Raw genomic sequence first — 24,034 nt, 5'->3', positions numbered from 1 at the left:
AGCGTGGTATGGGCATGGTACTGCCGATGACGCTGATTGTGATGACTATATTGATCAGCATTAGCCTGATGATGGTCACCCGTACCGATACAATACTCACCGAGCAGGCGTATGAGAAAAGTCGATGGGCTGCTCGATTAAAAATCAATGATGCGGAGCACAGATTGTTTCTATCTATGCTTGTGGGCGAGCAAGAACCTGGTGGGTTTGCTCTAGGTAATGTGTATATCCCCGTTGATGGTGAGCCTCTTAAGTTAAGTAATGACGTCGTTGTCAAAGTACAAGATCAAGCTGGAATTCTAAGCCTCCGGTTTTATGATCATGACAAGATGAAGAGATTATTAAGTAGTTATCAAGTTAGCGATCCAAGTAGTGTCTCAGAACACATATTCAAATGGCAGGATCTCCATAGTAATTATGGACGTGGTGCTTTATTTCGTTCACTTGATGAGCTTATGCTTATCGAAGGAATTTCGCCACAAGTATATAATGGTGATTATAGCGATGGCTTAAGGGATTATACTGCGCTTCTCGGATCATCGTGGATAAATTATGCTTCTATCCCTGATGGGCTGCTATCTCGTGGTATATATACATTCAGCTCTACGGAAATAGGAAAAATTAAAAGGTATAAACGTAATAGGCAATGGCGCTCGCTGTCAAATATATTGTTAGAGTTGGGACTAAATAGTGAAGGTCTTGAATTAACACAAAGTTCAAGATACTATATTTATTATGAATATAACGGGTATCATGCTCGTGGCGAGTACCAAATTAGAACTACTAGCCGGTTTCCACCTCGGCGTAGCCTTTGGCTTTTTCCTGACAATGAAAGATTCTATATAAAAAATGATTGATTATTTGAAAGGTAAAATATCTTCTCTTCTCAGCACCACAGTGGTGGATACCATGGTAACCAAATGTGCTGATGTTTCATCGAGCTATAATTCTGTCAATACCAACAGCAAGCGTTTTAACAAAGTAGTTGGTCTGGTACCACAGAGTTACTGTCTTTTTAAATATCTAGAATATGAGGTAAGCTTGGTTGGCCGCTCATCAATAGAGCAATGTATTCGGAATGAGTTGGTCTCGTTAGCGCAATGGACTCATTGTGGGCAATATTATTTGGTTTATCAACATAATGATAAGTGGCGAATCGCACTTTGGTTTTGGAATCAAGAAGAAGTCCACTTCCCTTGCCCTGTAACCCATATTATTCCCTCTATTGTTTATCACTGTAGTATTTTTTCTATAAGAAACGATCAAGGTCTCTTATGTTATCAAGAACAAAACAACCTTTACGGTTGTTTGGTCTCTCGCCAAGGAGAGATTCAAGAATTTTATCCCCTTGACAATCTCCTCTATAAACGTTGGTTCCAGGCTCTATCTGTACAAGACATTGATGTATTCGCAACGCATGAATGTATACAGTTATCAGGCAAAACGCTGGAAAAATACAAGACAAAAACGCCAGCTCAATCCGTATTGTCTGCCGGTAAATGCTCGGGATTTTTCGATGTCGGTGCACCTTGGGATTATAAAAGGCAACTAGCCGCTTTTTTTTGCGCCAGCCTGATTTTTATGGGAGGGGATTTAGCTGTACTGCAGATGAAATCGAACATGCTCGAAAGTGAGTTAATTGATTTAACCAGTTCGACTAGTGACTTGGTGAAAATAAGAACTGAAATTGTCGACAATAATCATACTCTTAGCCGCCTTGCTGCAACAAAAAAGATGCAGCAAACAGTAGTACAACTTTTGGAAATGCTGATGAGAAAACTGCCCGATGATGTGCTGTTAACTGAACTGAGTTATGAGAATGGTCGTGTAATTATTCAAGGTGGTGTTAAAGATAGTGTTAAACTGCTTGATGTATTAGGTGCGCAGCCAATGGTGTCTCAGGTAAGGTTGCTCGGAGATGTGACGGTCCGTGGTGACGGTGCTCAGCTTTTTAAGGCAGAAATTGTGTTGGTGGAATAAGATGGATTTTAAATTTGATTTGAAAGGGCTGAATAAACAAGCACTCCTTAATGATTTAAGTAGTCCGTTAGTGCAATGGGCATCACTACTAATTGTTACAATATTTCTATACATTCTAATATATGCTCCCTATCTTGATTATCGCAGCCAGTCAAGAGATGACATGTTTGCGGATATGAAAAAAATAGAGCGTCTTGGGCGGATAAGCAACAGTAGGGATACTTTAGAACAACAATATAAGGGGTTGAATGTTCAGTATCAGCAACTTCTCAGTGGCCTGCTTGATAGTAAAAACTATAATCGTGGTGTTGCGGAACAAGTCGGCCTCATTGAAATAGAGTATAAAAAACATTTGCTTTCATTTGGTAGCCGTCGTTTTCAAGAACCAACCGTTCGTCCGTGGGTTGGTGAGGAGATAAGTAGTCAATGGTCATTTACCGGAAGCTCGCAAAATATTCTTGATTTTATATATAGTCTATCAGCTTCACAAAAAATTATTATTCCAGAAAAAATGACTATCTCTATTAAAAATAGCCAGCAGGCTGAAATGACAACTTCTCTCGTATCATTTCGTCAACTACCCCTTAATGAACTTCGTTTTCAGAGCCGTCAAGGGGATAAATCGTGACGCCATGGATAAGCTCAAAGTCTACAGTGTTTTTGATTGTGTTGACAGTTATCAATGGGGTATACAACTGGATGGTATTTACCCCATCAGATATAGATAATCCCCTGCCTGATAAGATAACTAAATATGCTGCTCCAGCGAGCTTACCCGTAAAGCCTAGCGGCAATATCTTTACTGTCTCGAGAGAGAGAGTTGAGGTTGGATCGTCAGAAGATGCGGGGGGGCACCAGAGTAAAAAGGAACTGCTAGAGATACGTTTAGTTGCAATTACTATGCGTGGCTTAGAGCGTGTTGCCGTTTTTCAGGGAGAAAAGCCCATAGCAGTTAGGGTCGGAGAACAGCTAGCAGGTGTGGGGAAAGTCATAAAGATATCAAGGCGGCAGGTTGAAGTAGAGAATGATAGTAAGATTCAGGTATTTGAAATTTTCCCCATTCCGGTACAGCCTAAATAAGAAGGCTCACAATTTTTAAAAGAGGTTATTTGATAATGAGCGCAATGGCTCGTCGTTTTTCTCTCACTCTTATCTGTAGTGCTGTGTTAGCCGGTTGTGCTGCGACTCCAAAAGTGGAACTCCAGCCTGTGATGGAAAGCCAAAACAGTGGTCTTGTTCCGACCACTATCTTGGCAGAGAAGAAAAAGACTAATACACATACAAGTTCTGTTCCACAGATTACACAAAGTGTCCGTTCAGCTCCGCTATTGCGTTCACAAGATCGCGATTCTGTCGGCGCAGCCAAGCTGGTACTACCTAAAGACACACTAAGCTTGAGCGCAGACAAAATGCCAATTAATAATTTTATTAATTTGGCGCTCGGTGAAGTGTTAGAGCTCAATTATATTGTCGATCAATCATTACAAAACAAAACTGAACCAGTCACCTTAAGATTAAGTAAACCTGTTGATGCCCGCCGTTTATTAGGCTTGGTTGAGGAGGTATTGCAGGTTAATGGTGTAGCGTTGGCGCTGGAAGATGGTGTAGTAAAAGTGATTCCTGCTGAAAAGACAGCTAATGCTATTCCTACCATCGTATCCGGTACGGTTCAACCTGCATTGCGTTATGGTAAAGTGGTGGAAATAATACCTGTTTTTTACCTCCCATTAGGCCAGGCAACGACACTTGCTGAGCGTATGGTGAAAGAAAGTAATGGAACAGTCTTGATGCAAAATAATCTTAATGCATTGATGGTCATTGCTAAGCGTGATGAAATAGATCAACTGCAAAAGATTCTTGCAGAAGTAGACGTTCCTAATCGTGTTGCATCTCATTTGGCTGTCGTTCAGCCCTCATTTCTCACATTAGAAGAGCTCACGGCCGATCTTGTTAAAGCGCTTGATGCAGCTAGCGTGCCAGTAAATCTTGATAAAGGAGTCAATGGTGTTGTCCTAGTACCCATGTCCAATAACACTTTATTAGTTACTGCAAGTACACAAGCATGGTTAGAGTATACCCGTGATTGGGTGCGAAGACTTGATAAGCCTCGTCCTACTGGTGGTAGTGATGGGGTGTACGCATATTTTCTGAAAAATACAAAGGTTGCTGACACTTGGGCGGTTGTATCATCAATATTTGGCGACGGTAATTCTTCTTCCTCACAGAAGGAACCTGGAGAAGATTTATTAGCTGCTGCTGAACAAGTTCGTGATCAACAGAATACAACTGGTACCGCAAGGGCTTCAGACCGCAGCTTGAGTAGTGAACCGGGAAACCGTGGTGCCATAGCCCCGAAAAAAGCAAATGCGCAAACCATGAGTGTGATGACAGAGCAATATCGGGTAGTGGTTGATGCGAAACGGAATGCGCTCATTTTTAGTGGTCGCTATAGTGACTATCAGCGACTGGTTGAGTTGTTACAATTTGTGGATCAGCGGCCTCGTCAAGTCTTGCTCCAGGCGGTGATCGCTGAGGTGAAAGTCACTAACGATAGCTCTCTCGGTTTTGAGTGGAATATAGCTAAAGGTGACATTACCGGTGGTACAACAGGGCTGATTGGTAAGACGGGTAATCTTAACCTCAACGGTGTTTTTGGTGATGTCACTGCCAAGTTTTCGGCAGCGTTGAGTGAAGGGAATGCCAAGGTATTGTCCAGTCCACGGCTAGTTGTCCTGGATCAAGAAACTGCCAGTATTAAGATCGGTGATCAAATAGTGGTAAAAACCGGTGAGATTTCAAATGGTAGTACAGGTAGTGGTGATCCACAGGTAACAACTAGCTACAAATATATTGATACTGGTCTCTCTCTCGAAATCACACCCTCGATCAACGATGATGGTCTGATTGAGATGAGCATCTCACAAGAGATCAGCTCCGTATCGGCTGGAGGAGGGGATACGCCCCCGATTAATCGCCGGGCAGTACAGAGCAAGTTGTTGGCCGATAGTGGCAAGACAGTCTACCTTGGTGGCTTGCTAAGCCAGAATAAAACCGACAATGAGGAAAAAGTCCCCTTGCTGGGAGACATACCCGTTCTAGGAAGTCTGTTTAAATATCAGACAAACAAGCATGAAAAAACAGAGTTGGTGCTTCTTATTACGCCATTTGTCATTACCTCCAAGGAAGAGGCCGATTTTTATACCGACCAGTTCCGCACGTTAAGTGGTTGGGACCCCATGCCAAAACGTAATGGTATGTGATAGAGAACTGCTGTTGTGTCAGTAGTTTGGTCGCTTTTTGCTCTTCGGATATGACGTTGTTGCTCGCTCCGCGAGCAAGTCGGGTGATCAAACCATAAAAGACGATCTTCATCACGGATTTGTAATTGACATAGTAGAGTCTGATGGCTAAGAATATGCAGGCGCACTTCGGAGCGCAGTGAAACTGTTGTATCTCACAGGACACGGACTGCAACAGTGCTCTTTTTTGCGGGAAACTGTCGGTCTGTGCTCGGTGCTCACAGTGCACCGAAGGTTGATCAACGGATAGGTTCAGCCCTATTGAATAAATATCCAATAAGGATCCTTAAGGAAAACTTATGTTTAAGAAGACTCTGATTGCAGCGGCCATTATGGTTGGCGTTACCGCTCCTGCGTTTGCTGATGTCGTAATCACCCCGAACGACAACACTTTCGTCACTACTTCCCTGGCTTCTGTTACCAAGCAGCCGGTTCTGGACTTCTCTACCGCCCAGCAAAACCTGACTCTGAATTTCAGTGAACTTGGTGATCTGAAAAACAATGGTTTCATTGTTATGGAGATCCAAGGGGATGGTCAGTTCAACGATGCTGAAATCCGTCAGTGGCTGTCTAACGGTGCTACTGCCAACGCGTTCACTGGCTTGCTGGTGAGCCCGGATGGCGTCGCGGCCAACAGCGGTGTTGTCGCCGATGTTCAGAAGTTCTTTAAGACCACTTCCGACGGTACCCAACTGACTATCGATCATACCATCGACAACAACGGTAAGCGTCTGCGTCTGGCACTGGCTCCTAACGTTGAAGCGACCGCAGTTGCTGGTGCTGAAGTGGAGCTGAAGCTGAACCTGGCTAACCAAGCGTTTAAGCTGGTTTCTGGCTCTCAAGGCACCGTAGCCCTGACCGCAGGTGCTCTGCTGAACGCCTCTTACACTGCTGACCCTGTTGCTACCAAACCGCTGTTCAAACTTGGTAAGCTGTTCCAACTGAGCCTGACTGATGCTGGTAAGGCAACTGCTCTGGTCTCTGAAGGCTTCCTGAAGCTGAACGTTGGCGATGTCGACGTAACAGCAACTGGTTTCGAGCTGGCTAACGTAACCACCAACCAGACCATCCAGCGTGACAAAGTCAAACTGACCTTGACTGGTGATGTGTCTGCATTCAAGAAAGATGCAAGTGGCAACCTGCTGAATAAGGCCGGCGCCAATATCGGCTGGAAAGCCGCTGCCGATGGTCAGTCTGCTACTGCAGTTCTGGGCGCTGGCAACTTGGCCGGTGGTCTGAGCGACGCTCTGAACAGCCTGGGTACCCTGTACGTAGCTGCTGATAACGCGGTTCCGGTTCCGGCCGTAAATCTTAGCGTTAAGGCTGAAATTGAAGGTGATAGCCAAGCTACCTATAACTACTTCAAAGATGAGCTTGCTGATCTGTTCATCATTACTCGTGACGGCATGAAGTTCGATACTATCACCACTGGTAGCACCTCTTCCAACACCATCCATATCCGTGACGTGTCTAAGATCCTGCCGGCTGAAGGCGGTAAGATCTTTGTAACCATCACTGAATATGCTGCTCACGATGCCAACGGCCGTGGTGAGGGTACAGTACTGGTTACTCGCAAACCGCTGTCTGTAACTCTGCCAAGTGGTGGTGCTGTAACCCTGAAGCCGGCTGATGTCGCTGCTGATGTCGGTGCTGCTATCACTGCAGGTCGTCAGGCTCGCTTCCTGTTTGAAGTTGAGACCAACCAAGGTGAAGTTGCAGTGAAGAAATCCAACGCTGAAGGCGTTGACATCCAGAACGGTACCCGTGGTACTTCCTCCCTGGTTGACTTCACTCTGTAATTAATGTCGTGAAAAATAAGGGCGCCTCGGCGCCCTTATTTTTTATATAATAATTCGTTTACTGACATACTTTGCCGTTAGCGATATGGCTAAGCCTTAATTCTAGGTCCATTTACTGATATCATTAGCCATCTTGTTTGCAACCTTCTGACGATCCATGTCTCAGCCCGTTCTTGCCGTTACAGGCGTAAATAAGTCTTTTCCTATCTACCAAAGTCCATGGCAGGCGCTTTGGCATGCGCTCAATCCTAAGGCTAATGTGAGGCTTTTTCATGCCTTACGTGATATCCACCTAATGGTGAATCCTGGTGAAACGTTGGGGATTGTCGGCCACAATGGTGCTGGCAAGTCAACTTTGTTGCAACTCATTACCGGGGTGATGCAGCCAGATAGTGGCCAAATTAGTTGTAAGGGACGCGTAGCTGGCTTGCTTGAGCTAGGTTCTGGTTTTAATCCCGAGTTTACAGGGCGTGAAAACGTGTTCTTTAATGGCGCGATCCTTGGTTTGTCACGCCAAGAAATAAGTGAGCGTTTGCCGCAGATTTTGGCGTTTGCGGCCATCGGCGATTTTATTGATCAGCCAGTAAAGACCTATTCCTCCGGTATGATGGTTCGTTTGGCTTTCTCGGTCATTATCAATACCGATCCTGACGTTCTTATCATTGATGAAGCTTTGGCGGTGGGAGATGATGCATTTCAACGCAAGTGTTATGCTCGTTTGAAGCAGTTACAGGCCCAAGGGGTGACCATCTTGTTGGTATCTCATTCGGCAGGTAGCGTCATTGAACTCTGCGATCGTGCACTGCTACTCGATCGAGGAGAAGTGCTATTGGAAGGTGAGCCAAAAAATGTCATTCATAATTATCACAAGCTATTGCATATGGAAGGAGATGAGCGAGAACGTTTTCGTGATCACCTATGTCAGACCGGGCTCGGTAATAGCTATGTAAGTGCATCTGCAGATATAGAAGCGCCAAGTACCACTACTTCTGGCGGCTTTTTGGCTGACATTACTCCACAATCGACAGTGTGGTACGAATCTAATGGGGCATTGATTACTCAAGTTAGACTCGAAAATAGTGTGGGTGAAATAGTTAATATTCTTGATTCCGGACAGCGTTATCGGTATTGCTTCAATGTCTATTTTGATCAAGAAGCATTCGAAGTCGGTTTCGGCATGCTAATAAAAACTCTCTCAGGTGTTGAGCTGGGGGGAGGGACTTCTACGCGTAATCATGAACATCGTATCGCATATGTGGCTGCAGGAACTAAACTTGCTGTTGAATTTGAGTTTGAGTGCGCTCTACGAAATGGCACCTATTTCTTGAACTGTGGATGTTCCGCCTTGATTCAAGGAGAGCGAACCTTTCTGCATCGTGGTGTGGATGTTGCCATGTTCCAAGTTATTTGTGAGAGTGCCGATTCAACAGGAATGGTTGATTTTTCCCCTCGGATTAGATTAGATAATCGTGGTTTATGAGTGATGAAAAAAGTCAATCTTTTTATCGTTGGGACTCAGAAAGGTGGGACCACTGCGCTAGCTGATTTCCTCGCTAAGCATCCAAATGTTTATGTCGTAGATGGGAAAGAGGCTCATGTGTTTGATAATCCTGTACTACAAAACACATCATCGGACTGCATAGATATAGCATATCAGAAGCTATTAAGCCGATATAATGGGGAAGAAATTTGTTGTGATGCGACCCCCATTTATATGTTTTTTAAAGAGATTCCTGCTAGGCTTTTTAATTATAATCCTAATGCTAGAGTTATCATTATTCTAAGAGATCCGGCTGAACGTGCACTTTCTCATTATCAAATGGAAAAAAAGCGCGGCGATGAAAAACTTAGTTATTTTTCAGCTCTTCTTTCGGAAAAAAAGCGACTCGCTACAGATGTTGATTGCTACAAGCTTGGTTCCGCTCATCGGATTTTTTCTTATCGTAGTCGTGGGCATTATTTTTCACAGCTGGTAAATATATATTCGCATTTCCCGAAAGAAAATGTACTGATACTAACAAATGAACAGCTCCGTCTTCAGCATGATAGTGCGCTTGAAAAAGTTAGTCATTTCTTGAAAATACCAAATGTGACAATACCCCCAGCGAAAATATTTAGTGGAAACTACCAAGTTACATTTAAAGAACGCTTGATTTGTTGTTTTTTAAAGTTTTATTTTATCTTTGATAAAATAAAACTTCGCTTATATTATAAAATATCTTTGTAGTTCATCTTAGCCTCTAGGATGTTTAGGGGCATATTATATTTTTAGTGTTTTCATTAATTCTATTGTTGTGTGATGTTGAGGAGTATGTAGATGATGGGGTCGCTTCCGTTTTTATATGCAAACTTATATTTTTTAGATTGATCATCTTCTATGTATGAGTCCAAAAAATGATGTTTGTTCTTAACTGGCGGTTATGATGAAAAACAAAGTTAGACGTTGGGTTATTATTCTCGGCATGCACCGAAGCGGAACGAGTGCAATTGCCGGAGCATTAGCCCACAGTGGCATTGTCTTTGGTAATTCATTTATTGATCTGCAAGGTGATGTGAATGAAAAAGGGTTCTGGGAGCATGCGGAATTAGTCGCTATCAATGAAGCCTTGCTAAAAGAACTTAATGCTGCTTGGTTTGATCCGTTCTCACTATCTGCTCGGTTAGAACAAGGATGGCGTCCTAGTTCGCCCTTATTCAAGAGGATGTGTGCTTTCTTACGTCATTCGGAGTTTGCAGATGCAACATTGTGTGGTTTGAAAGATCCTAGATTGTCAGTTTTATTACCTTGCTGGCAGCTGGCAATTAATGCGTTGGGTGATGATGCGTGTTATTTATTGATGAATCGGGATATAGACCAGGTCGCTCGATCGTTGCAAAAACGAGATCAAATGAGCCTTTTACTTGCAGGGCTCCTTTGGGCCGAATATACTTTCTCTGCTGAATTGTATACTCAGGGTAAGCTACGTAGCTGGCTGGATTATGAGAGTATGCTTGCCGATCCTGTTAGTGCTTTAGCCCAGCTTCAAAAAGAGTTGGCTTTGCCAATAATTAGCGCTACAGAATTTATTGATCCAACTATGCAGAGGCAGCAGCGACGTGGTATCAATGAGTCTCGATTATCTAGTCTAGATGCTTTAGTGAATCAAATTGCATCCAGTGGTATTTATATTTTGCAGCATGATTGGTCCAATTTACGTTCCAATTATCGTGTGGAATTGGCTACTGCGGATTTTTGGCTGCAAGCACTCATTAGAGATTTTCGCACAATTAATGCTGTCGTTGTTGCTTCTATCGTATTGGGAGAGAGTCACTCTCAGGCATTGGTTACTATTGAACAGCGCGATGAACAGCTTAGACAGGTTCAACAGCACTTACACTCCCTAGGGTCAGAGCACTCTGATGCGCTTGACACATTAAAAAAGCGTGACATTGAGCTTAAAAAGCTCAATGAATTACTCAAAGCTGAAGGTGAATCACATGGATATGCAATTAAAGTCGTAGAGCAGAGAGATGAACAACTGAAAACGATGAAACTTCACATGGATGAACTTCAGTTGCATATGGAAAGTCTTCAGCTGCATATAGAAAATCTTCAGTCGCACAAAAATAAAATTCAAGTGAGTCTTGATTCTATTGCTGCACGACCGGTGCTACGCTGGTTTATTAATCGATTTGTTACTGAGTTGTGAGTACATACATGTCTGAAATAAAACCCCTCGATATTATTATTCCTGTTTATCGGGGTCTTGATGAGACCAAAGAGTGCATACTGTCATTGTTACAGGAAATGCCAGATTGGGCGAAGCTGATTGTCGTCAATGATTGTTCCCCCGAGCCTGCATTGACTCAGTGGTTGCGTGAGCAAGCCAGCCCCTTGGGATTTGAGCTTTATGAGAATGAGCAAAACAAGGGATTTGTGGGGACGGTCAATTTTGGAATGGCGCTGCACCCTGACCGTGATGTGCTGCTTCTTAACAGCGACGTCGAGGTTGCTAATTCAGACTGGTTGGAGCGGATGCGCTGTGCAGCTTATCGCCATGAGCGTGTCGCCAGCCTAACCCCTTTTTCCAATAATGCTACCATCTGCAGCTTTCCTCATTTTTGTCAGGATAATGAGCTATTTGCGGGGCTTGATGTCAACGCCTTGGATAGCCTGTTTGCCACATTGCCTCTGGAAGATGAGCTCGTCGAAGTACCGACAGGAGTGGGCTTTTGCATGTATATCCGTCGCGATTGCCTCAATGCCGTCGGTTATTTCGATGAGCAAACCTTTGGCAAGGGCTATGGTGAGGAAAATGACTGGTGTCAGCGTGCCCATAAGCTGGGCTGGAAAAATTATCACCAGCTTAATATCTTTGCATACCACAAAGGAGGGGTCAGTTTTCAAGAAGAAGGGGACCCTCGTAAGGCGCGGGCCCTGGAGTTGCTCAATGCTCTGCATCCCAACTATACCCGCGATGTGATGGCCTTTATTGGGCAAGATCCGGCCAAGCGGGCGCGTATGATGGCAAAGGTCAAATTTGTGGCACAAAGTGGCCTTCCGGTTGTGCTTTCGGTCACTCATCACCTCGGTGGTGGTGTGGCACAACATGTTTCCGAGTTGGCAACTCACTATCTGGGTAAAGCCTACTTCCTTCGTATGACCCCAGGCTTCCAAGAAGGTCACGTCAATCTCTACCTAAGTGCCCAGGAAGAAGATAAAAGTGATGCGTTTGTCTTCAACATTCACACCGAATATGAATTGCTTGTGGCTTTTTTACGTGAGCTTAGAGTAGGGAGAATGCATTTTCATCATATCATGGGGCTATCACCGCGAGCCTGGTTACTACCGAGTTCGCTCGGCGTGCCATATGATGTGACGATTCATGATTATTACATGATCAATGGCAATCCCACTTTGACGGATAGCTATGGACAGTTTGTTAGTGATGAGCATTTGGAGTGGGATGAGGTATGTCGGCAAGCTGCGCATATTGATGTCTCCGGCGAAGAGTGGCGAAATGGTGCGCTGCCTTTGCTCTCACGAGCTGAGCGGATCATCTATCCCTGCGGTGACCTCTATCAACGCTTTAGCCGACTCTATGGTAACGAGAGCGAGCTGTCTGGCAAAGCCGTCGTGGCATATCACCCGGATGCTCAAGACTATGCTGAGCCCCGGCAGACACATGTAGCTGGTGAACCCTTGCGGGTGCTGATCCTGGGCGCCCTGAGTCGCGAGAAAGGGGCGGACTTACTTGAGCAAGTTGCCCTATTGTGCGACCCCGTCAAAGTGGAATTCCATTTACTGGGTTACGGTTATCGTCCCTTGCGTGGTATCGTGAACCACGGTGCCTATAGTTTGTCTCAGTTAGATGAGAAGCTAGATAGCATTAAACCGCATGTGGTCTGGTTCCCAGCGCTGTGGCCCGAGACCTACAGCTATACGCTCTCCATTGCACTCGAACGTTGCTACCCTGTTGTTTGCCCGGATCTTGGCGCTTTTGTCGAACGCACTCAGGGACGCTCTTACTCTTCGTTGTTACCCTGGGATATGAAACCTCTTGATTGTGCTGCCTTCTGGCGAGCATATGCTCAAGGGGCGGATCTGGGCTCATTTGTTGCGACTACTCAGAATGATAACAACTTCGAATTGAGTGAGCATTTCTATTCTGGTGAATATTTGTGTGTTGAGCCGGCTGCGATGTCACTTGACAGTGATATGTTGGCAAGAGAATGGTGTGAGAAGTTGTCACTTGCCCCCACAGTCGTGCTGCTGTCGAGTAAAGAGCGTCTTTTACAGTACTTGTGGAAGATACGAAATCGACCTTTTATTGGCTCCTTGGCACGTATTATTCCGTTTCGGTTACAAAGAGCGATCAAGCGCTTTCTGAGCAGAAGACCGATACATGATATTGTTAAGTAACTTAGTGCAATAGAGCGCGCGTGCGGGAGTGAACAAAATAGTGACTGTCTGAATTAGCAGGTAGGCAATATCATTCGCTCCCGTATGTACATCGGTGGTCTATGATAACGGTTTTTTGTATTACCGGTCAGACACCTGCATATATAACAAAGCCATAGAGTTAAGTGTATGATAGCAACAATACGGTATTTTTGGGGTGATAGTGGTGTGAGACTAGTTATTTTTTACATATTAGTAATGTTCTGTGCTATATGGAAAATGATACCTACCCTCAATGAACGGGGTTTTTGGTCCGACGAGTTATTCACTGCTTCTGTAATCCGTTATCATCCTCTGCTTGACCTCCAATATGAGCGAAAGACAGTGGTTCAGATTGAGATGGATGACAGTTTTCTGACAGTGAAGGCCGGCGAACAACATCCACCTATGTATGATCTTTCCCTCAAAGCTTGGGCGTCAGTTTTCGGAGATTCCGAATATTCACTCCGTGGCTTTAATATTGCTATTATCACCTTGATGCTGTTATTTATTTTGTTCACATGTCGACCTAGTAATAAATCTGAATTATCTATTATTGCCACTGCACTGCTTTTATTATGGATCCCCGTAACTCAAAGTTATGTTACGCAAGCTAGAAGTTATATGTTTTTCATGATGCTTTCGACTCTCTGTCTTTTGGCATTTATGAAAGTTAAGTCGGCCTATGAAAATAAGAATGCTTGGCGGTATACATTTTATGCGTTAGCGACAGTGTCTTTCTTAACTCATTATTACATGGCTGTTTTTATCGGTATTATTTATCTTTCCATTGCATGGGATGATATAAAAAGAAAGCATTATTTTCTCCCCGCAATTCCAGTGCCTTTTGTTGTGCTATGGATATATTTTTCTTATCATAGTCTTCTGTTCACCGCGAGTGGTGGCGTTGCGTGGTCTCAACTATCATACACTCAGTCCCTAAACTCAATGTTGACTATAATGTATGGTTATTTTGGTTGGGGGTTAGTCGCCATTGTGCTTGCTACAATCTTTATTTTCTTGAAAAGAAAACACACTGAGCAATACATTGTTGTTGCTATCTTACTGTCAATCGGTGTGTTGGCATTTGTCTGTAAAAAATCAGGGATCCTCCACCCTCGCCACTTTATATTCATCATTCCTTGGTGTATTTATATTTTGTTTAATGCTCTATCTGATCTGACAGAGAGAAAAACAGTGTTTTTACTCGTAGCTTTTCTTATCTCATGGCTTTCACCACCTGCAAATAGTCAAGCCAATGTATATGCGAAAGAGGAGTACAAAGAGGCAGCGAAGTTTATATCAAATAACTATAGTGCCTCAAAATATAAAATTTTTGCATCATGGGCACCTAACGAGGCTTATTATAAATATTATCTTGATAATTACATGTCTGACAATGTTGATATTGATATGCTTTCGACGATAAGGGATGTAGAAAATTCTTGCCAAGAAATTCGTGATGGTCATGTAGTATTATATGCTCACAGTTCACATCACGACATTATAAATGCATTTAAAGTATGCGCCTTAAAATACCAGGAAGTGGCATTCAATGGTATCATGGTTATTGTTAAACCTTGACGTGGAGCTTCTGTAATGGGAAATAGTCTTGATCTGTTGGAAAATGAAGCAATTACCATATTCCGCGAGGTCGTTGCCCTATTCGAGCATCCAGTGATGCTCTACTCTATTGGAAAAGATTCTTCCGTATTGCTTCATTTGGCACGCAAAGCTTTCTATCCAGGAAGAATCCCTTTCCCGTTGTTACATGTGGATACCGGATGGAAATTCCGTGAGATGATTGAGTTTCGTGATCGAATGGCAGCCCAGTATGGATTTACCTTGTTGATTCATACTAATCAGGAGGCTAAGGATAAAGGTATCAATCCATTTGACCATGGCTCTTCATATACTGATCTTATGAAGACTGAGGCACTTAAACAGGCTCTCGATAAATATAGTTTCGATGCGGCCTTTGGTGGTGCTCGACGTGATGAAGAAAAAAGTAGAGCCAAGGAGCGAGTGTTTTCATTTCGTGATAAACAACATCGCTGGGATCCGAAAAATCAGAGGCCTGAGTTGTGGCGACTGTATAATACCCGAGTTAATCCGGGTGAGAGTATACGTGTTTTTCCACTGTCTAACTGGACTGAACAGGATATATGGCAGTATATCTACAGAGAGAAGATTGAGATTGTGCCACTCTACTATGCAGCACTGCGACCTGTGGTTGAGAGAGATGGTACTCTGATTATGGTTGATGATAACAGAATGCGGCTGCTTCCCGGAGAACTACCACAGTTCAAGACGGTACGTTTCCGTACACTAGGTTGTTACCCTCTCACCGGGGCTTTTGAATCAAATGCAGACGACCTACCAACAATTATTGCGGAAATGTTGCAGGCAAGAACCTCTGAACGTCAAGGACGACTCATTGATTCAGATCAATCAGCGTCGATGGAAAAAAAGAAAATGGAAGGATATTTTTAAAATGACTAAAAATATCATAGCGAGTGATTTTGAGACTTATCTTGCAACAAATGATAACAAATCGCTGTTGCGTTTTTTGACTTGTGGCAGTGTGGATGACGGTAAAAGTAGTTTAATTGGGCGATTATTGCACGATGCAAAGCTAATTTATGATGACCAGTTGGCTGCTTTACAACGTGATTCTCGAAAGTTCAATACCACGGATCAAGATATTGACCTAGCATTATTAGTTGATGGCTTACAGGCTGAGCGGGAACAAGGTATTACTATTGATGTAGCTTATCGTTATTTCTCTACAGATAAACGAAAATTTATTATCGCTGACACTCCTGGTCACGAACAATATACCAGAAATATGGCTACTGGTGCTTCACATTGTGATTTAGCAATCATTCTTGTTGATGCTAGTAGTGGTGTAAAGGCCCAGACTCGTCGTCACAGTTTTATCTGTTCTTTGCTTGGTATCCGTCATATCGTTGTAGCCATAAATAAAATGGATTTGGTTTCGTATAGTGAAAGTGTTTTTAAAAGAATTTGTGATGATTTCCTTCACTTTGCTGCGGAACTAGAATTCATTGATATTACATTTATTCCACTGTCAGCTTTGCGTGGTGAAAATGTTGTGAAATCAGGAAATATGATGCCTTGGTATCATGGACCTTGTTTACTTCCCTTATTGGAAACGGTAAAAATATCTGAATACAGTGAGGGTTCCTTCCGTTTTCCAGTACAGTATGTCAATCGTCCTGATGCTACGTTTAGAGGATATTGTGGTACTGTTGCCAGAGGTAGTATCCGTGTTGGTGATGCCATTAAAGTCTGGCCGTCTGGTAAAAATAGCCGGGTAGCACGCATAGTATCTTTTGATGGTGATCTCAAAAAAGCTTCTCATGGTAAGGCAGTGACACTTACGCTTGAAGATGAGGTCGATATCAGTCGAGGTGATATATTAGCTGCTGTAGATGAGTCTTGGTATTGTGTAGATAAAGTAAGTTGTATGCTGGTATGGCTACACGAAACACCACTACAGCTACATCGACAATATGAGATACGAGTTGGTACACGAACGCTCACTGGGTTCGTGGATTTTATCGATTATCGCGTTAATATCGAAGATCTATCCCGCCATTCAGCTGTGCACATGCAGCTCAATGAGATCGCGCATTGTCAAATTCGTTTCACAGTGCCGATACCTGTTGACACCTATAAAACATGCCGTGAGACCGGTGCTCTCATCATTATCGATAGGTTAACAAATGCAACTATGGGCGCCGGTATGATTGCGCACTTTTTTGAAGATAACCGTCCTTCACATCACCACTATTCCGACTTTGAAATAGAGCTTAATGAACTGATTTGTAAATATTTTCCTCATTGGGGAGCGAAAAAATTAAGGGAGCTACTCTGATGACAATCATGTCATGGTGGGTACTGAGCGTTTTTATTGGTACCTTGCTGGCGTTGGCTCGTTGGCAAGGTTCTGCTGTTCGTATTTTTGGATTGGCATTGATGTCTCTGTATGTGCCCGGTGCAATCAGTAGTGAGGCACTATTAGCCTGTGCGGCTAATAACGGTTTACTTACATTAATCTTGCTTATCTGTGCTGCTTTTGTGTTGGAAAAAACATTTCTATTGCAACGTGCTGCTGCTTGGATGCTTGCTCAGGATTTTGAACGTTGTTGGTGGCGAGTGATGCTGAGTTGCATTGCTAGTTCTGCTTTTTTGAACAATACAGCTATTGTTTCAATTATGCTTGGTCCTTTACGTTCGGTCACCTATCACCCTGCTCGTCGTCTAATATTGCCGATGACTTATGTTGTATCTATCGGTGGTATGTTGACACTGGTTGGTACTTCAACAAATCTTATCATTAATTCAATGATAATTGAAGCAGGCTTACCAAGCTTGCATTTACTTGATTTTACACCTGTAGCAGCGGTTGTTGTCGTTGTTACTCTCTTTTGGTTGTGGTGTCGCCGCTACCAACTACCTGCACAACCACTAACCGCCGAATCAATAGAACACTATTTGGTTGAAAGTCGTCTAGAGTTTGATTCACCACTTGTGGGAAAGACCGTAACGCAGGCTGGATTGCGTCATTTACAACGTTTATTTTTAGTTGAGATTATTAGAACTGGTCAAAAAATCTGTCCTGTTTCTCCACATGAGCGACTTGAAGCCGATGATCTGTTGTTATTTTCGGGTGAGCCTGCTTCATTAGGCCTATTAGCTCGTTTCAATGGATTGGTAAGCTATGCGCAGCGTCATGGACTTAAAGCTGACGAGTTGACCGAAGTATTGATATTACCAGAGTCATCCCTTTGTGGAATCCGTCTAAAAGATTCTGATTTTCGTGCCAGGTTTGATGCGGCAGTGGTTGCGATTCGCCGTAATGGTGAGACTCTCAGTGGGACTATGGGGGAACAGGTATTATGTTGCGGCGATTTTTTGGTTATAGCGACAGGGAGAGATTTTTTGGGGCGAGCCAACCTTGCTAAAAATTTTATTATAATACGAGGTGCTCGACCAGCTGTGACCATCAAACCCTTGACTGAGTGGCTGATGATCGGTGGGTTTGTGCTCGCTATAATGCTGTCAGCATTAGGGATAAGCTCTCTGTTTAAATCCATGGTTTGTTACTTGGGCATTCTGCTTATTTCAGGAACACTAACTCTCAATGAACTGCGTCGTCGTCTACCCTTGGGGCTTTGGTTGATCGTGATGTCTGCATTGGTGATGGCAAAAGCAATGGATGCAAGTGGACTGATGAAGGTAATCACTGAAATGATGAAAACCTTATTGGTTGATACGTCACCTCAGTTGGCCTTAATCGGGATGCTGCTTGCCACTTGGATGGTAACTGAGGTGGTCACTAATAATGCAACCGCGGCTATGATGACTCCCTTGGCATTAGCATTGGCACAGGGAATAGATGTATCACCACTGCCATTTGTATTTGCGGTGGCATTTGGATCTAGTTGTAGTTTTGTCAATCCTTATTCTTATCAGACCAATTTGATGGCGTTGAATGCAGGTGAATATCGTCTGGTTGATTTTTTACGTTTGGGGCTACCTTTGGCACTGTTCTATCTGGTTGTTGTAGCGGTCGTAATTCCTTTATTTTTTCCATTTTTCCCATCGTGAGGGTAATTTATTATGAATAACCTTATATGGCACACTCATCGAATTTCACCAGAACTAAGAGCCCAGCAAAAACATCAAATGCCAGTAGTGCTCTGGTTTACCGGATTAAGTGGTTCCGGTAAGTCAACGATAGCAAATTTAGTTGATGAAAAGCTCTATAACAAAGGGTATCATGGTTTTGTGCTTGATGGTGATAATATTCGGCATGGATTAAATGGTGATCTGGGCTTTAGTGATACAGATAGAGTTGAAAATATTAGACGTATTGCTGAAGTCGCAACGCTCATGGTTGAAGCTGGCCTAATTGTTTCAGCTGCATTTATTTCACCTTTTGCTAATGATCGTGCTTTGGTTAGAGAGCGACTAGGGGAAAACTTTATAGAGGTTTATGTTAGTACGGCGCTACCTATCTGTGAACGGCGAGACCCCAAGGGGCTATATCAGAAGGCAAGGGCTGGTGGTATTTCACATTTTACAGGGATTGATTCACCTTACGAAGTGCCAACTAATCCTGACTTAGTGCTAGATGCAGGTGTTATTTCAGTTGAGCAGTGTGCTGAGCGAGTAATGATGTATTTATTACAGGGTGGGTGGTTACGTAATAAAAAAGGCGAGGAGTGAAGGTGGCAAAAATCTCAATAGGTCTTGTAACCTATAATCCACACAAAGCTTTATTAGAATCTGCACTGTTGTCCATGTCTAGGGCAATTATAGATGCAGGGGTGAATGCCAGCCTAATATTTGTAGATAATACACCTTTGTCTCTACTCTCTATTGACTCTAAATTTTTAGAGCGGATCTGGTGTCATCCTATTAGCCTTATTCAAAATGGTGATAATCCTGGTTTTGGTGGAGGGCATAATCTCGCGTTACAATTGCGAGCTTTGGATACTGATTACCATCTTATCCTAAATCCCGACCTTGAGATCGCTCCTGATACATTGAAAAATGCTCTCGAGTTTATGGAGCAACATCCGGATTGTGGACTATTGACGCCTTTTGCTACATGGGGAGATGGTAAGGTACAGCGGCTTTGCAAACGCTATCCAACCGTATTTGATTTATTGTTGCGTGGTTTTGCTCCTGCATTTGTGAAGAGGTTATTCCAGACGCGCTTGGCAAAATACGAGCTGGCAGATCAGCTCAATAAGCATGACGTGCTGTGGGATCCTCCTATTGTCAGTGGTTGTTTTATGCTGTTTCGTACAGATGTTCTGCAGAAGCTCGGAGGCTTTGATCCTCGCTTCTTCCTCTATTTTGAAGATTTTGACATCAGTTTACGGGCAGGAAAGATTAGCCGGATTGCCTATGTCCCTCAGGTGAAGGTGGTCCATCATGGTGGTCATGCATCGCGCAAAGGCTGGCGCCATATCAGGATGTTTGGGCGTTCCATGGTGACTTTCTTCAATATTCACGGTTGGCGTTGGTGGTAATGGCAGATATCAAAAGTACAGTCTTGGTCACAGGAGCCAATGGATTCGTGGGCAAGGCGGTCTGTGAACACCTGCTTAGGTGTGGGGAGAATGTGAAAGGTGCTGTGCGCAGTAACCCGTTTGCTTCGTACCAAGTTCAGGCTCCCTCTTTGACTGCCGATGCAAACTGGACGGTCCTTTTGCAACAGGTGGATGTGGTTGTTCACTGTGCAGCCAGGGTGCATGTGATGTCAGATACCACGGCAGATCCTCTGGCTGTTTTTCGAGCGGTGAATACAGAGGGCACACTCACTCTTGCCCGGCAGGCGGCTGAGGCAGGGGTAAAGCGCTTCATCTTTATCAGCTCGATCAAAGTGAATGGCGAGCAGACCGAGCCAGGCAAACCATTTGATGAGAATGTGCAGAGTCCGCCAGAAGATCCCTATGGACGCTCTAAGTATGAGGCTGAACAGGGTCTGATGGTGCTCTCGAAAGAGTGTGGTATGGCTGTAACCATCATTCGTCCTCCTCTTATTTACGGGAAAGGAGTGAGGGCTAACTTTGCCAGCATGATGACGTGGGTGCGCAAAGGGATCCCGCTCCCTTTTGCCCGTTTGACCAATGTGCGTAGCCTGTTGGCGTTACCTAATCTATGTGACTTCATTGCCCATGCGATGACGCACCCTGCCGCAGTGAACCAGGTCTTTTTAGTCGCAGATCCCGTCGCAGTGTCGACGTCGCAGTTGCTGGCGGCGATTGCTGATGCAGAGGGGGTTACCTGTCGGCTCTTTTATCTCCCACCAGGAATAATAAGAGGGCTTGGCCGTTGTGTGGGGATTGATGCCAAGCTGCAACGGATTTATGGCTCTCTGGAAATGGATACCGGTAAGGCTCAGAGCCGATTACAATGGTCGGCACCCTATTCGCTCTCTCAGACCCTATCTCTGATGGCATTTTCCCATAGTGAGTCGTCTTGATGCTGGCATTTGTTTTGTTGTTGATGTTTTGTCTTTTTCTTTCAATTACCATGACCGGCCTGTTCAGGCGCTACGCCCAGACCCGCTTGCTTGACCAACCCAATCATCGCAGTTCGCATCAGGTGCCCACCCCCAGAGGCGGTGGCATGGCTATCGTGGCGACCTTTCTGTTGGCGGCCCCTTTATTTGTCGTCCTGATCCCACTGCCCTCTGGCATATCCCAGAGCACTGTCGCATTGATTTGGGTTGCGGCTCTTGGCATTGCACTGGTTGGTTTTATCGATGATCACATCTCTCTCAAGCCCCGAACCCGCCTGATAGTGCAGAGCATGGCTGCAGCTTTGGTGGTATCTGCGGTTGATGGTTTGCCTGCGCTGACTTTCTTTGGTTGGCAGCTGGATCTTGCCTGGTTTGGTTATCTACTGGCCTGGCTGGGGGTTATCTGGTTTATCAACCTGTACAATTTTATAGATGGCATTGATGGCTTGGCGGCTGGCGAGGCCGTTGTCGTCTGCCTCTTCATGGCGTTATTTCACTATCTGGTTGGGGGGAAGTGGTCGTCTGCAGGCTTGGCGCTACTACTGGGGGCTTCGGCAGCGGGCTTCTTGTGCTGGAATTTTCCGCCCGCCAGGATCTTTATGGGGGATGGTGGCAGTGGATTTCTTGGCTTGATGTTGGCTTCTCTGATGCTGCTGGATGCAGCTTCTGCACCTCAATTCCTGTGGGCATGGCTCGTCATGCTCGGGGTGTTTGTGGTTGATGCAACCTGGACGCTGCTGAATCGGTATCGTCTGAAATGTCGTCTGAGTGAGGCTCATCGTACTCATGGCTATCAATATCTGGCGAGACGTTGGCAAAGTCATCGAAACGTGACATTAGCTGTGCTTCTTATAAATAGCCTCTGGCTTGCGCCGATCGCTGTCATGATTATATTGGGCCAGCTAGATGGTGTTATGGGTCTGGTTATTGCCTACTTGCCGTTAGCTTTTTTTGCGTATTACCTGAAGGCAGGAGTCCCAGAATGAGAGATGAGCTTTTCCCCGGCGGTAGCTGGCTACTGACTTGTCTGGGTTCCCTATCACGTACCAGCAAACGTGCTGTATCTGTCACCGTTGATATGATCCTGATCACTATGACCTATTGGGGGGCGTACTGGATCCGGCTTGAACATAGTTGGCCAATCGATAGCCCTCATCACTGGGCACTGCTAGGGGCAATCATTATTGTCAGCATAGGCTTATTTGTTCGTCTGGGGTTGTATCGTGCGGTCTTGCGATATGTCAGTTTTCGAGTGCTCTGGACTATCTTGTTAGGGGCATTTCTTTCTACCTGTTTCTTCGTTATATCTGCGTTTTACTTCGATATCTTCCTGCCCAGAACTGTATCGGTTATCTATCTCTCATTTCTTGTTCTGTTGGTCGGTGGTGTGCGTCTGTTTTTTCGAGCGCTGCTTAATACTACCCGTTTGGCACGTACTCAGGTATTGATCTACGGCGCTGGCTCTTCGGGACGTCAGTTACAGGTGGCATTGCTGCAAGGTAATGAGTTTTACCCGGTCGCCTTTGTTGATGATGATCCCGGCAAACAGGGCTGTGTGATCCAGGGATGCACCGTTTATCACAGTGCCCAACTGCCAACTCTGATTGAGCTCCATGGTGTACAGAAGATCTTGCTGGCTATCCCGAGCAGCACCCGGGCGCGCCGTCAAGAGGTGATCAAGGCACTTGAGCCCCTTTCTTGTGAAGTGCTCTCTATCCCGGGCATGGCCGATTTGGTTAACGGTTCTGCGCGCATAGATCAGCTCAATGAGGTTTCTATCGACGATCTGCTGGGAAGAGACCCTGTAGAACCTGTGATTAGATTAATGGAGGCCAATATCACAGGTAAGGCCGTCATGGTGACTGGTGCTGGAGGATCAATTGGTTCTGAGCTTTGTCGCCAAATTTTACGGTGTCACCCCTCTCAGTTGGTATTGTTCGAGCTATCTGAGTATGCCCTCTATGACCTGCATAAAAATTTGAGCGAACAATGTCAGCGCGAAGGGATCGCAACTGAGCTAATACCGCTATTAGGGTCTGTACAGCGCCAGCATCGCCTCAAAACAGTGATGCAGAGCTTTCGGATCCAGACTGTCTACCATGCGGCAGCGTACAAACATGTGCCATTGGTCGAGTTCAATATCATCGAAGGGGTACGTAACAACGTATTTGGTACTCTCTATGCGGCGCAGGCCGCTATTGAAGCCGGAGTGGAAACGTTTGTACTGATCTCCACCGATAAAGCGGTGCGCCCGACCAATACCATGGGGGCTAGCAAGCGTATGGCTGAGTTAGTTTTGCAAGCTTTGACCCGTGAAAAGCATCAAACCCGTTTTTGCATGGTTCGCTTTGGTAATGTGCTCGGTTCTTCCGGTTCTGTGGTGCCGTTGTTTAGGCAGCAGATAGATAAGGGTGGACCAATCACCCTGACTCATCCCGATATAATTCGTTACTTCATGACAATTCCAGAGGCTGCTCAACTAGTGATACAAGCCGGTGCCATGGGGGAGGGGGGCGATGTGTTTGTGCTAGATATGGGGCAACCAGTACGGATCATGGAACTGGCCAAGCGAATGATCCGCCTGAGTGGCCTGACTCTACGTGATGAGTTACGACCCGATGGTGATATTGCAATCGAGGTAACCGGTTTGCGGCCGGGTGAAAAACTCTATGAAGAGCTACTGATCGGTGATGATGCCAGGGGCACTGAGCATTCTAGGATCATGGTGGCACAAGAGACTTGGCTTCCTTGGTTTCGACTGCGTCCCTTGTTGGCGTCATTGGATGATGCTTGCCATCGTTTTGATCACCAGCAAGTACGTGACATCTTGATGAATGCGCCGGCGGCATTCGAACCGACAGATGGTATTTGTGATCTGGTGTGGCTAGCGAAGCAGCATACGTTTACGGAGAACATTGTGAAGCTACCAGCACACAATGTAGATTTTTTGCTGGCTAGAAATTGAGTTACC

The 24,034-nt window shown here is 44.8% G+C and carries 19 protein-coding genes; all 19 read left to right on the top strand.

Features of this window, described 5'->3' with window-relative positions; all coding sequences use genetic code 11:
- Positions 1 to 8: 8 nt before the first annotated feature.
- The 19 genes from R2E40_RS15340 (at position 9) to R2E40_RS15250 (ending at position 24,028) form a co-directional block, all read left to right on the top strand.
- Positions 9 to 857, top strand: coding sequence for a hypothetical protein (locus tag R2E40_RS15340; RefSeq protein ID WP_318163801.1), 849 nt, complete (start codon positions 9 to 11; stop codon positions 855 to 857).
- On the top strand, positions 850 to 1,980 hold the full coding sequence (locus R2E40_RS15335; RefSeq protein WP_318163800.1) for a PilN domain-containing protein: 1,131 nt from the start codon (positions 850 to 852) through the stop codon (positions 1,978 to 1,980). The genes R2E40_RS15340 and R2E40_RS15335 overlap by 8 nt, the downstream gene beginning before the upstream one ends.
- Position 1,981: 1 nt before the next feature.
- On the top strand, positions 1,982 to 2,608 hold the full coding sequence (locus tag R2E40_RS15330; protein ID WP_318163799.1) for a hypothetical protein: 627 nt from the start codon (positions 1,982 to 1,984) through the stop codon (positions 2,606 to 2,608).
- On the top strand, positions 2,605 to 3,060 hold the full coding sequence (locus R2E40_RS15325; RefSeq protein ID WP_318163798.1) for a hypothetical protein: 456 nt from the start codon (positions 2,605 to 2,607) through the stop codon (positions 3,058 to 3,060). Before R2E40_RS15330 ends, R2E40_RS15325 begins: the two co-directional genes overlap by 4 nt.
- 44 nt (positions 3,061 to 3,104) lie before the next feature.
- On the top strand, positions 3,105 to 5,240 hold the full coding sequence (locus R2E40_RS15320; protein WP_318163797.1) for a secretin N-terminal domain-containing protein: 2,136 nt from the start codon (positions 3,105 to 3,107) through the stop codon (positions 5,238 to 5,240).
- A 338-nt stretch (positions 5,241 to 5,578) separates the two neighbouring features.
- A complete protein-coding gene (locus R2E40_RS15315) occupies positions 5,579 to 7,078 on the top strand; it encodes an S-layer protein (RefSeq protein WP_318163796.1) in 1,500 nt (499 codons plus the stop codon).
- A 157-nt stretch (positions 7,079 to 7,235) separates the two neighbouring features.
- Positions 7,236 to 8,558 carry an ABC transporter ATP-binding protein gene (locus tag R2E40_RS15310; RefSeq protein ID WP_318163795.1) on the top strand — a complete coding sequence of 441 codons (1,323 nt, stop codon included), beginning with the start codon at positions 7,236 to 7,238 and terminating at the stop codon, positions 8,556 to 8,558.
- Positions 8,559 to 8,561: 3 nt separating this feature from the next.
- Positions 8,562 to 9,305 carry a sulfotransferase gene (locus R2E40_RS15305; protein WP_318163794.1) on the top strand — a complete coding sequence of 248 codons (744 nt, stop codon included), beginning with the start codon at positions 8,562 to 8,564 and terminating at the stop codon, positions 9,303 to 9,305.
- A gap of 196 nt (positions 9,306 to 9,501) precedes the next feature.
- The gene (locus tag R2E40_RS15300; protein ID WP_318163793.1) at positions 9,502 to 10,767 is read left to right on the top strand and encodes a hypothetical protein; all 1,266 of its coding nucleotides are present in this window, start codon (positions 9,502 to 9,504) and stop codon (positions 10,765 to 10,767) included.
- An 8-nt stretch (positions 10,768 to 10,775) separates the two neighbouring features.
- Positions 10,776 to 12,980: a glycosyltransferase gene (locus tag R2E40_RS15295; protein WP_318163792.1), complete on the top strand. Its 2,205-nt coding sequence runs from the start codon at positions 10,776 to 10,778 to the stop codon at positions 12,978 to 12,980.
- Between the two features lie 168 nt (positions 12,981 to 13,148).
- Entirely contained in the window at positions 13,149 to 14,582 is a 1,434-nt protein-coding gene (locus R2E40_RS15290; protein ID WP_318163791.1) for a glycosyltransferase family 39 protein, read from the top strand.
- Between the two features lie 15 nt (positions 14,583 to 14,597).
- Positions 14,598 to 15,491: a sulfate adenylyltransferase subunit CysD gene (gene cysD, locus R2E40_RS15285; RefSeq protein ID WP_318163790.1), complete on the top strand. Its 894-nt coding sequence runs from the start codon at positions 14,598 to 14,600 to the stop codon at positions 15,489 to 15,491.
- Between the two features lies 1 nt (position 15,492).
- Positions 15,493 to 16,899 (top strand): sulfate adenylyltransferase subunit CysN, encoded by a 1,407-nt coding sequence (cysN, locus tag R2E40_RS15280; protein ID WP_412055142.1) that lies wholly within the window; start codon positions 15,493 to 15,495, stop codon positions 16,897 to 16,899.
- Positions 16,899 to 18,635, top strand: a complete 1,737-nt coding sequence (locus tag R2E40_RS15275) for an SLC13 family permease (RefSeq protein WP_318163788.1) — start codon at positions 16,899 to 16,901, stop codon at positions 18,633 to 18,635. Before cysN ends, R2E40_RS15275 begins: the two co-directional genes overlap by 1 nt.
- Before the next feature lie 12 nt (positions 18,636 to 18,647).
- Positions 18,648 to 19,256: an adenylyl-sulfate kinase gene (gene cysC, locus R2E40_RS15270; protein ID WP_318163787.1), complete on the top strand. Its 609-nt coding sequence runs from the start codon at positions 18,648 to 18,650 to the stop codon at positions 19,254 to 19,256.
- Positions 19,257 to 19,258: 2 nt separating this feature from the next.
- A complete protein-coding gene (locus R2E40_RS15265) occupies positions 19,259 to 20,068 on the top strand; it encodes a glycosyltransferase family 2 protein (protein WP_318163786.1) in 810 nt (269 codons plus the stop codon).
- Positions 20,068 to 21,024, top strand: coding sequence for an NAD-dependent epimerase/dehydratase family protein (locus R2E40_RS15260; RefSeq protein WP_318163785.1), 957 nt, complete (start codon positions 20,068 to 20,070; stop codon positions 21,022 to 21,024). The genes R2E40_RS15265 and R2E40_RS15260 overlap by 1 nt, the downstream gene beginning before the upstream one ends.
- Positions 21,024 to 22,049 carry a glycosyltransferase family 4 protein gene (locus R2E40_RS15255; protein ID WP_318163784.1) on the top strand — a complete coding sequence of 342 codons (1,026 nt, stop codon included), beginning with the start codon at positions 21,024 to 21,026 and terminating at the stop codon, positions 22,047 to 22,049. The genes R2E40_RS15260 and R2E40_RS15255 overlap by 1 nt, the downstream gene beginning before the upstream one ends.
- Positions 22,046 to 24,028 carry a nucleoside-diphosphate sugar epimerase/dehydratase gene (locus R2E40_RS15250; RefSeq protein WP_318163783.1) on the top strand — a complete coding sequence of 661 codons (1,983 nt, stop codon included), beginning with the start codon at positions 22,046 to 22,048 and terminating at the stop codon, positions 24,026 to 24,028. The genes R2E40_RS15255 and R2E40_RS15250 overlap by 4 nt, the downstream gene beginning before the upstream one ends.
- The last annotated feature ends 6 nt before the right edge of the window (positions 24,029 to 24,034 follow it).

This window comes from Aeromonas sp. CD (genome assembly GCF_033349375.1).
GTDB classification, from domain to species: Bacteria; Pseudomonadota; Gammaproteobacteria; order Enterobacterales; family Aeromonadaceae; genus Aeromonas; species Aeromonas hydrophila.
Note: the sequence above shows the minus strand (reverse complement) of the source record. Positions and strands in the feature narration are given on the sequence as shown.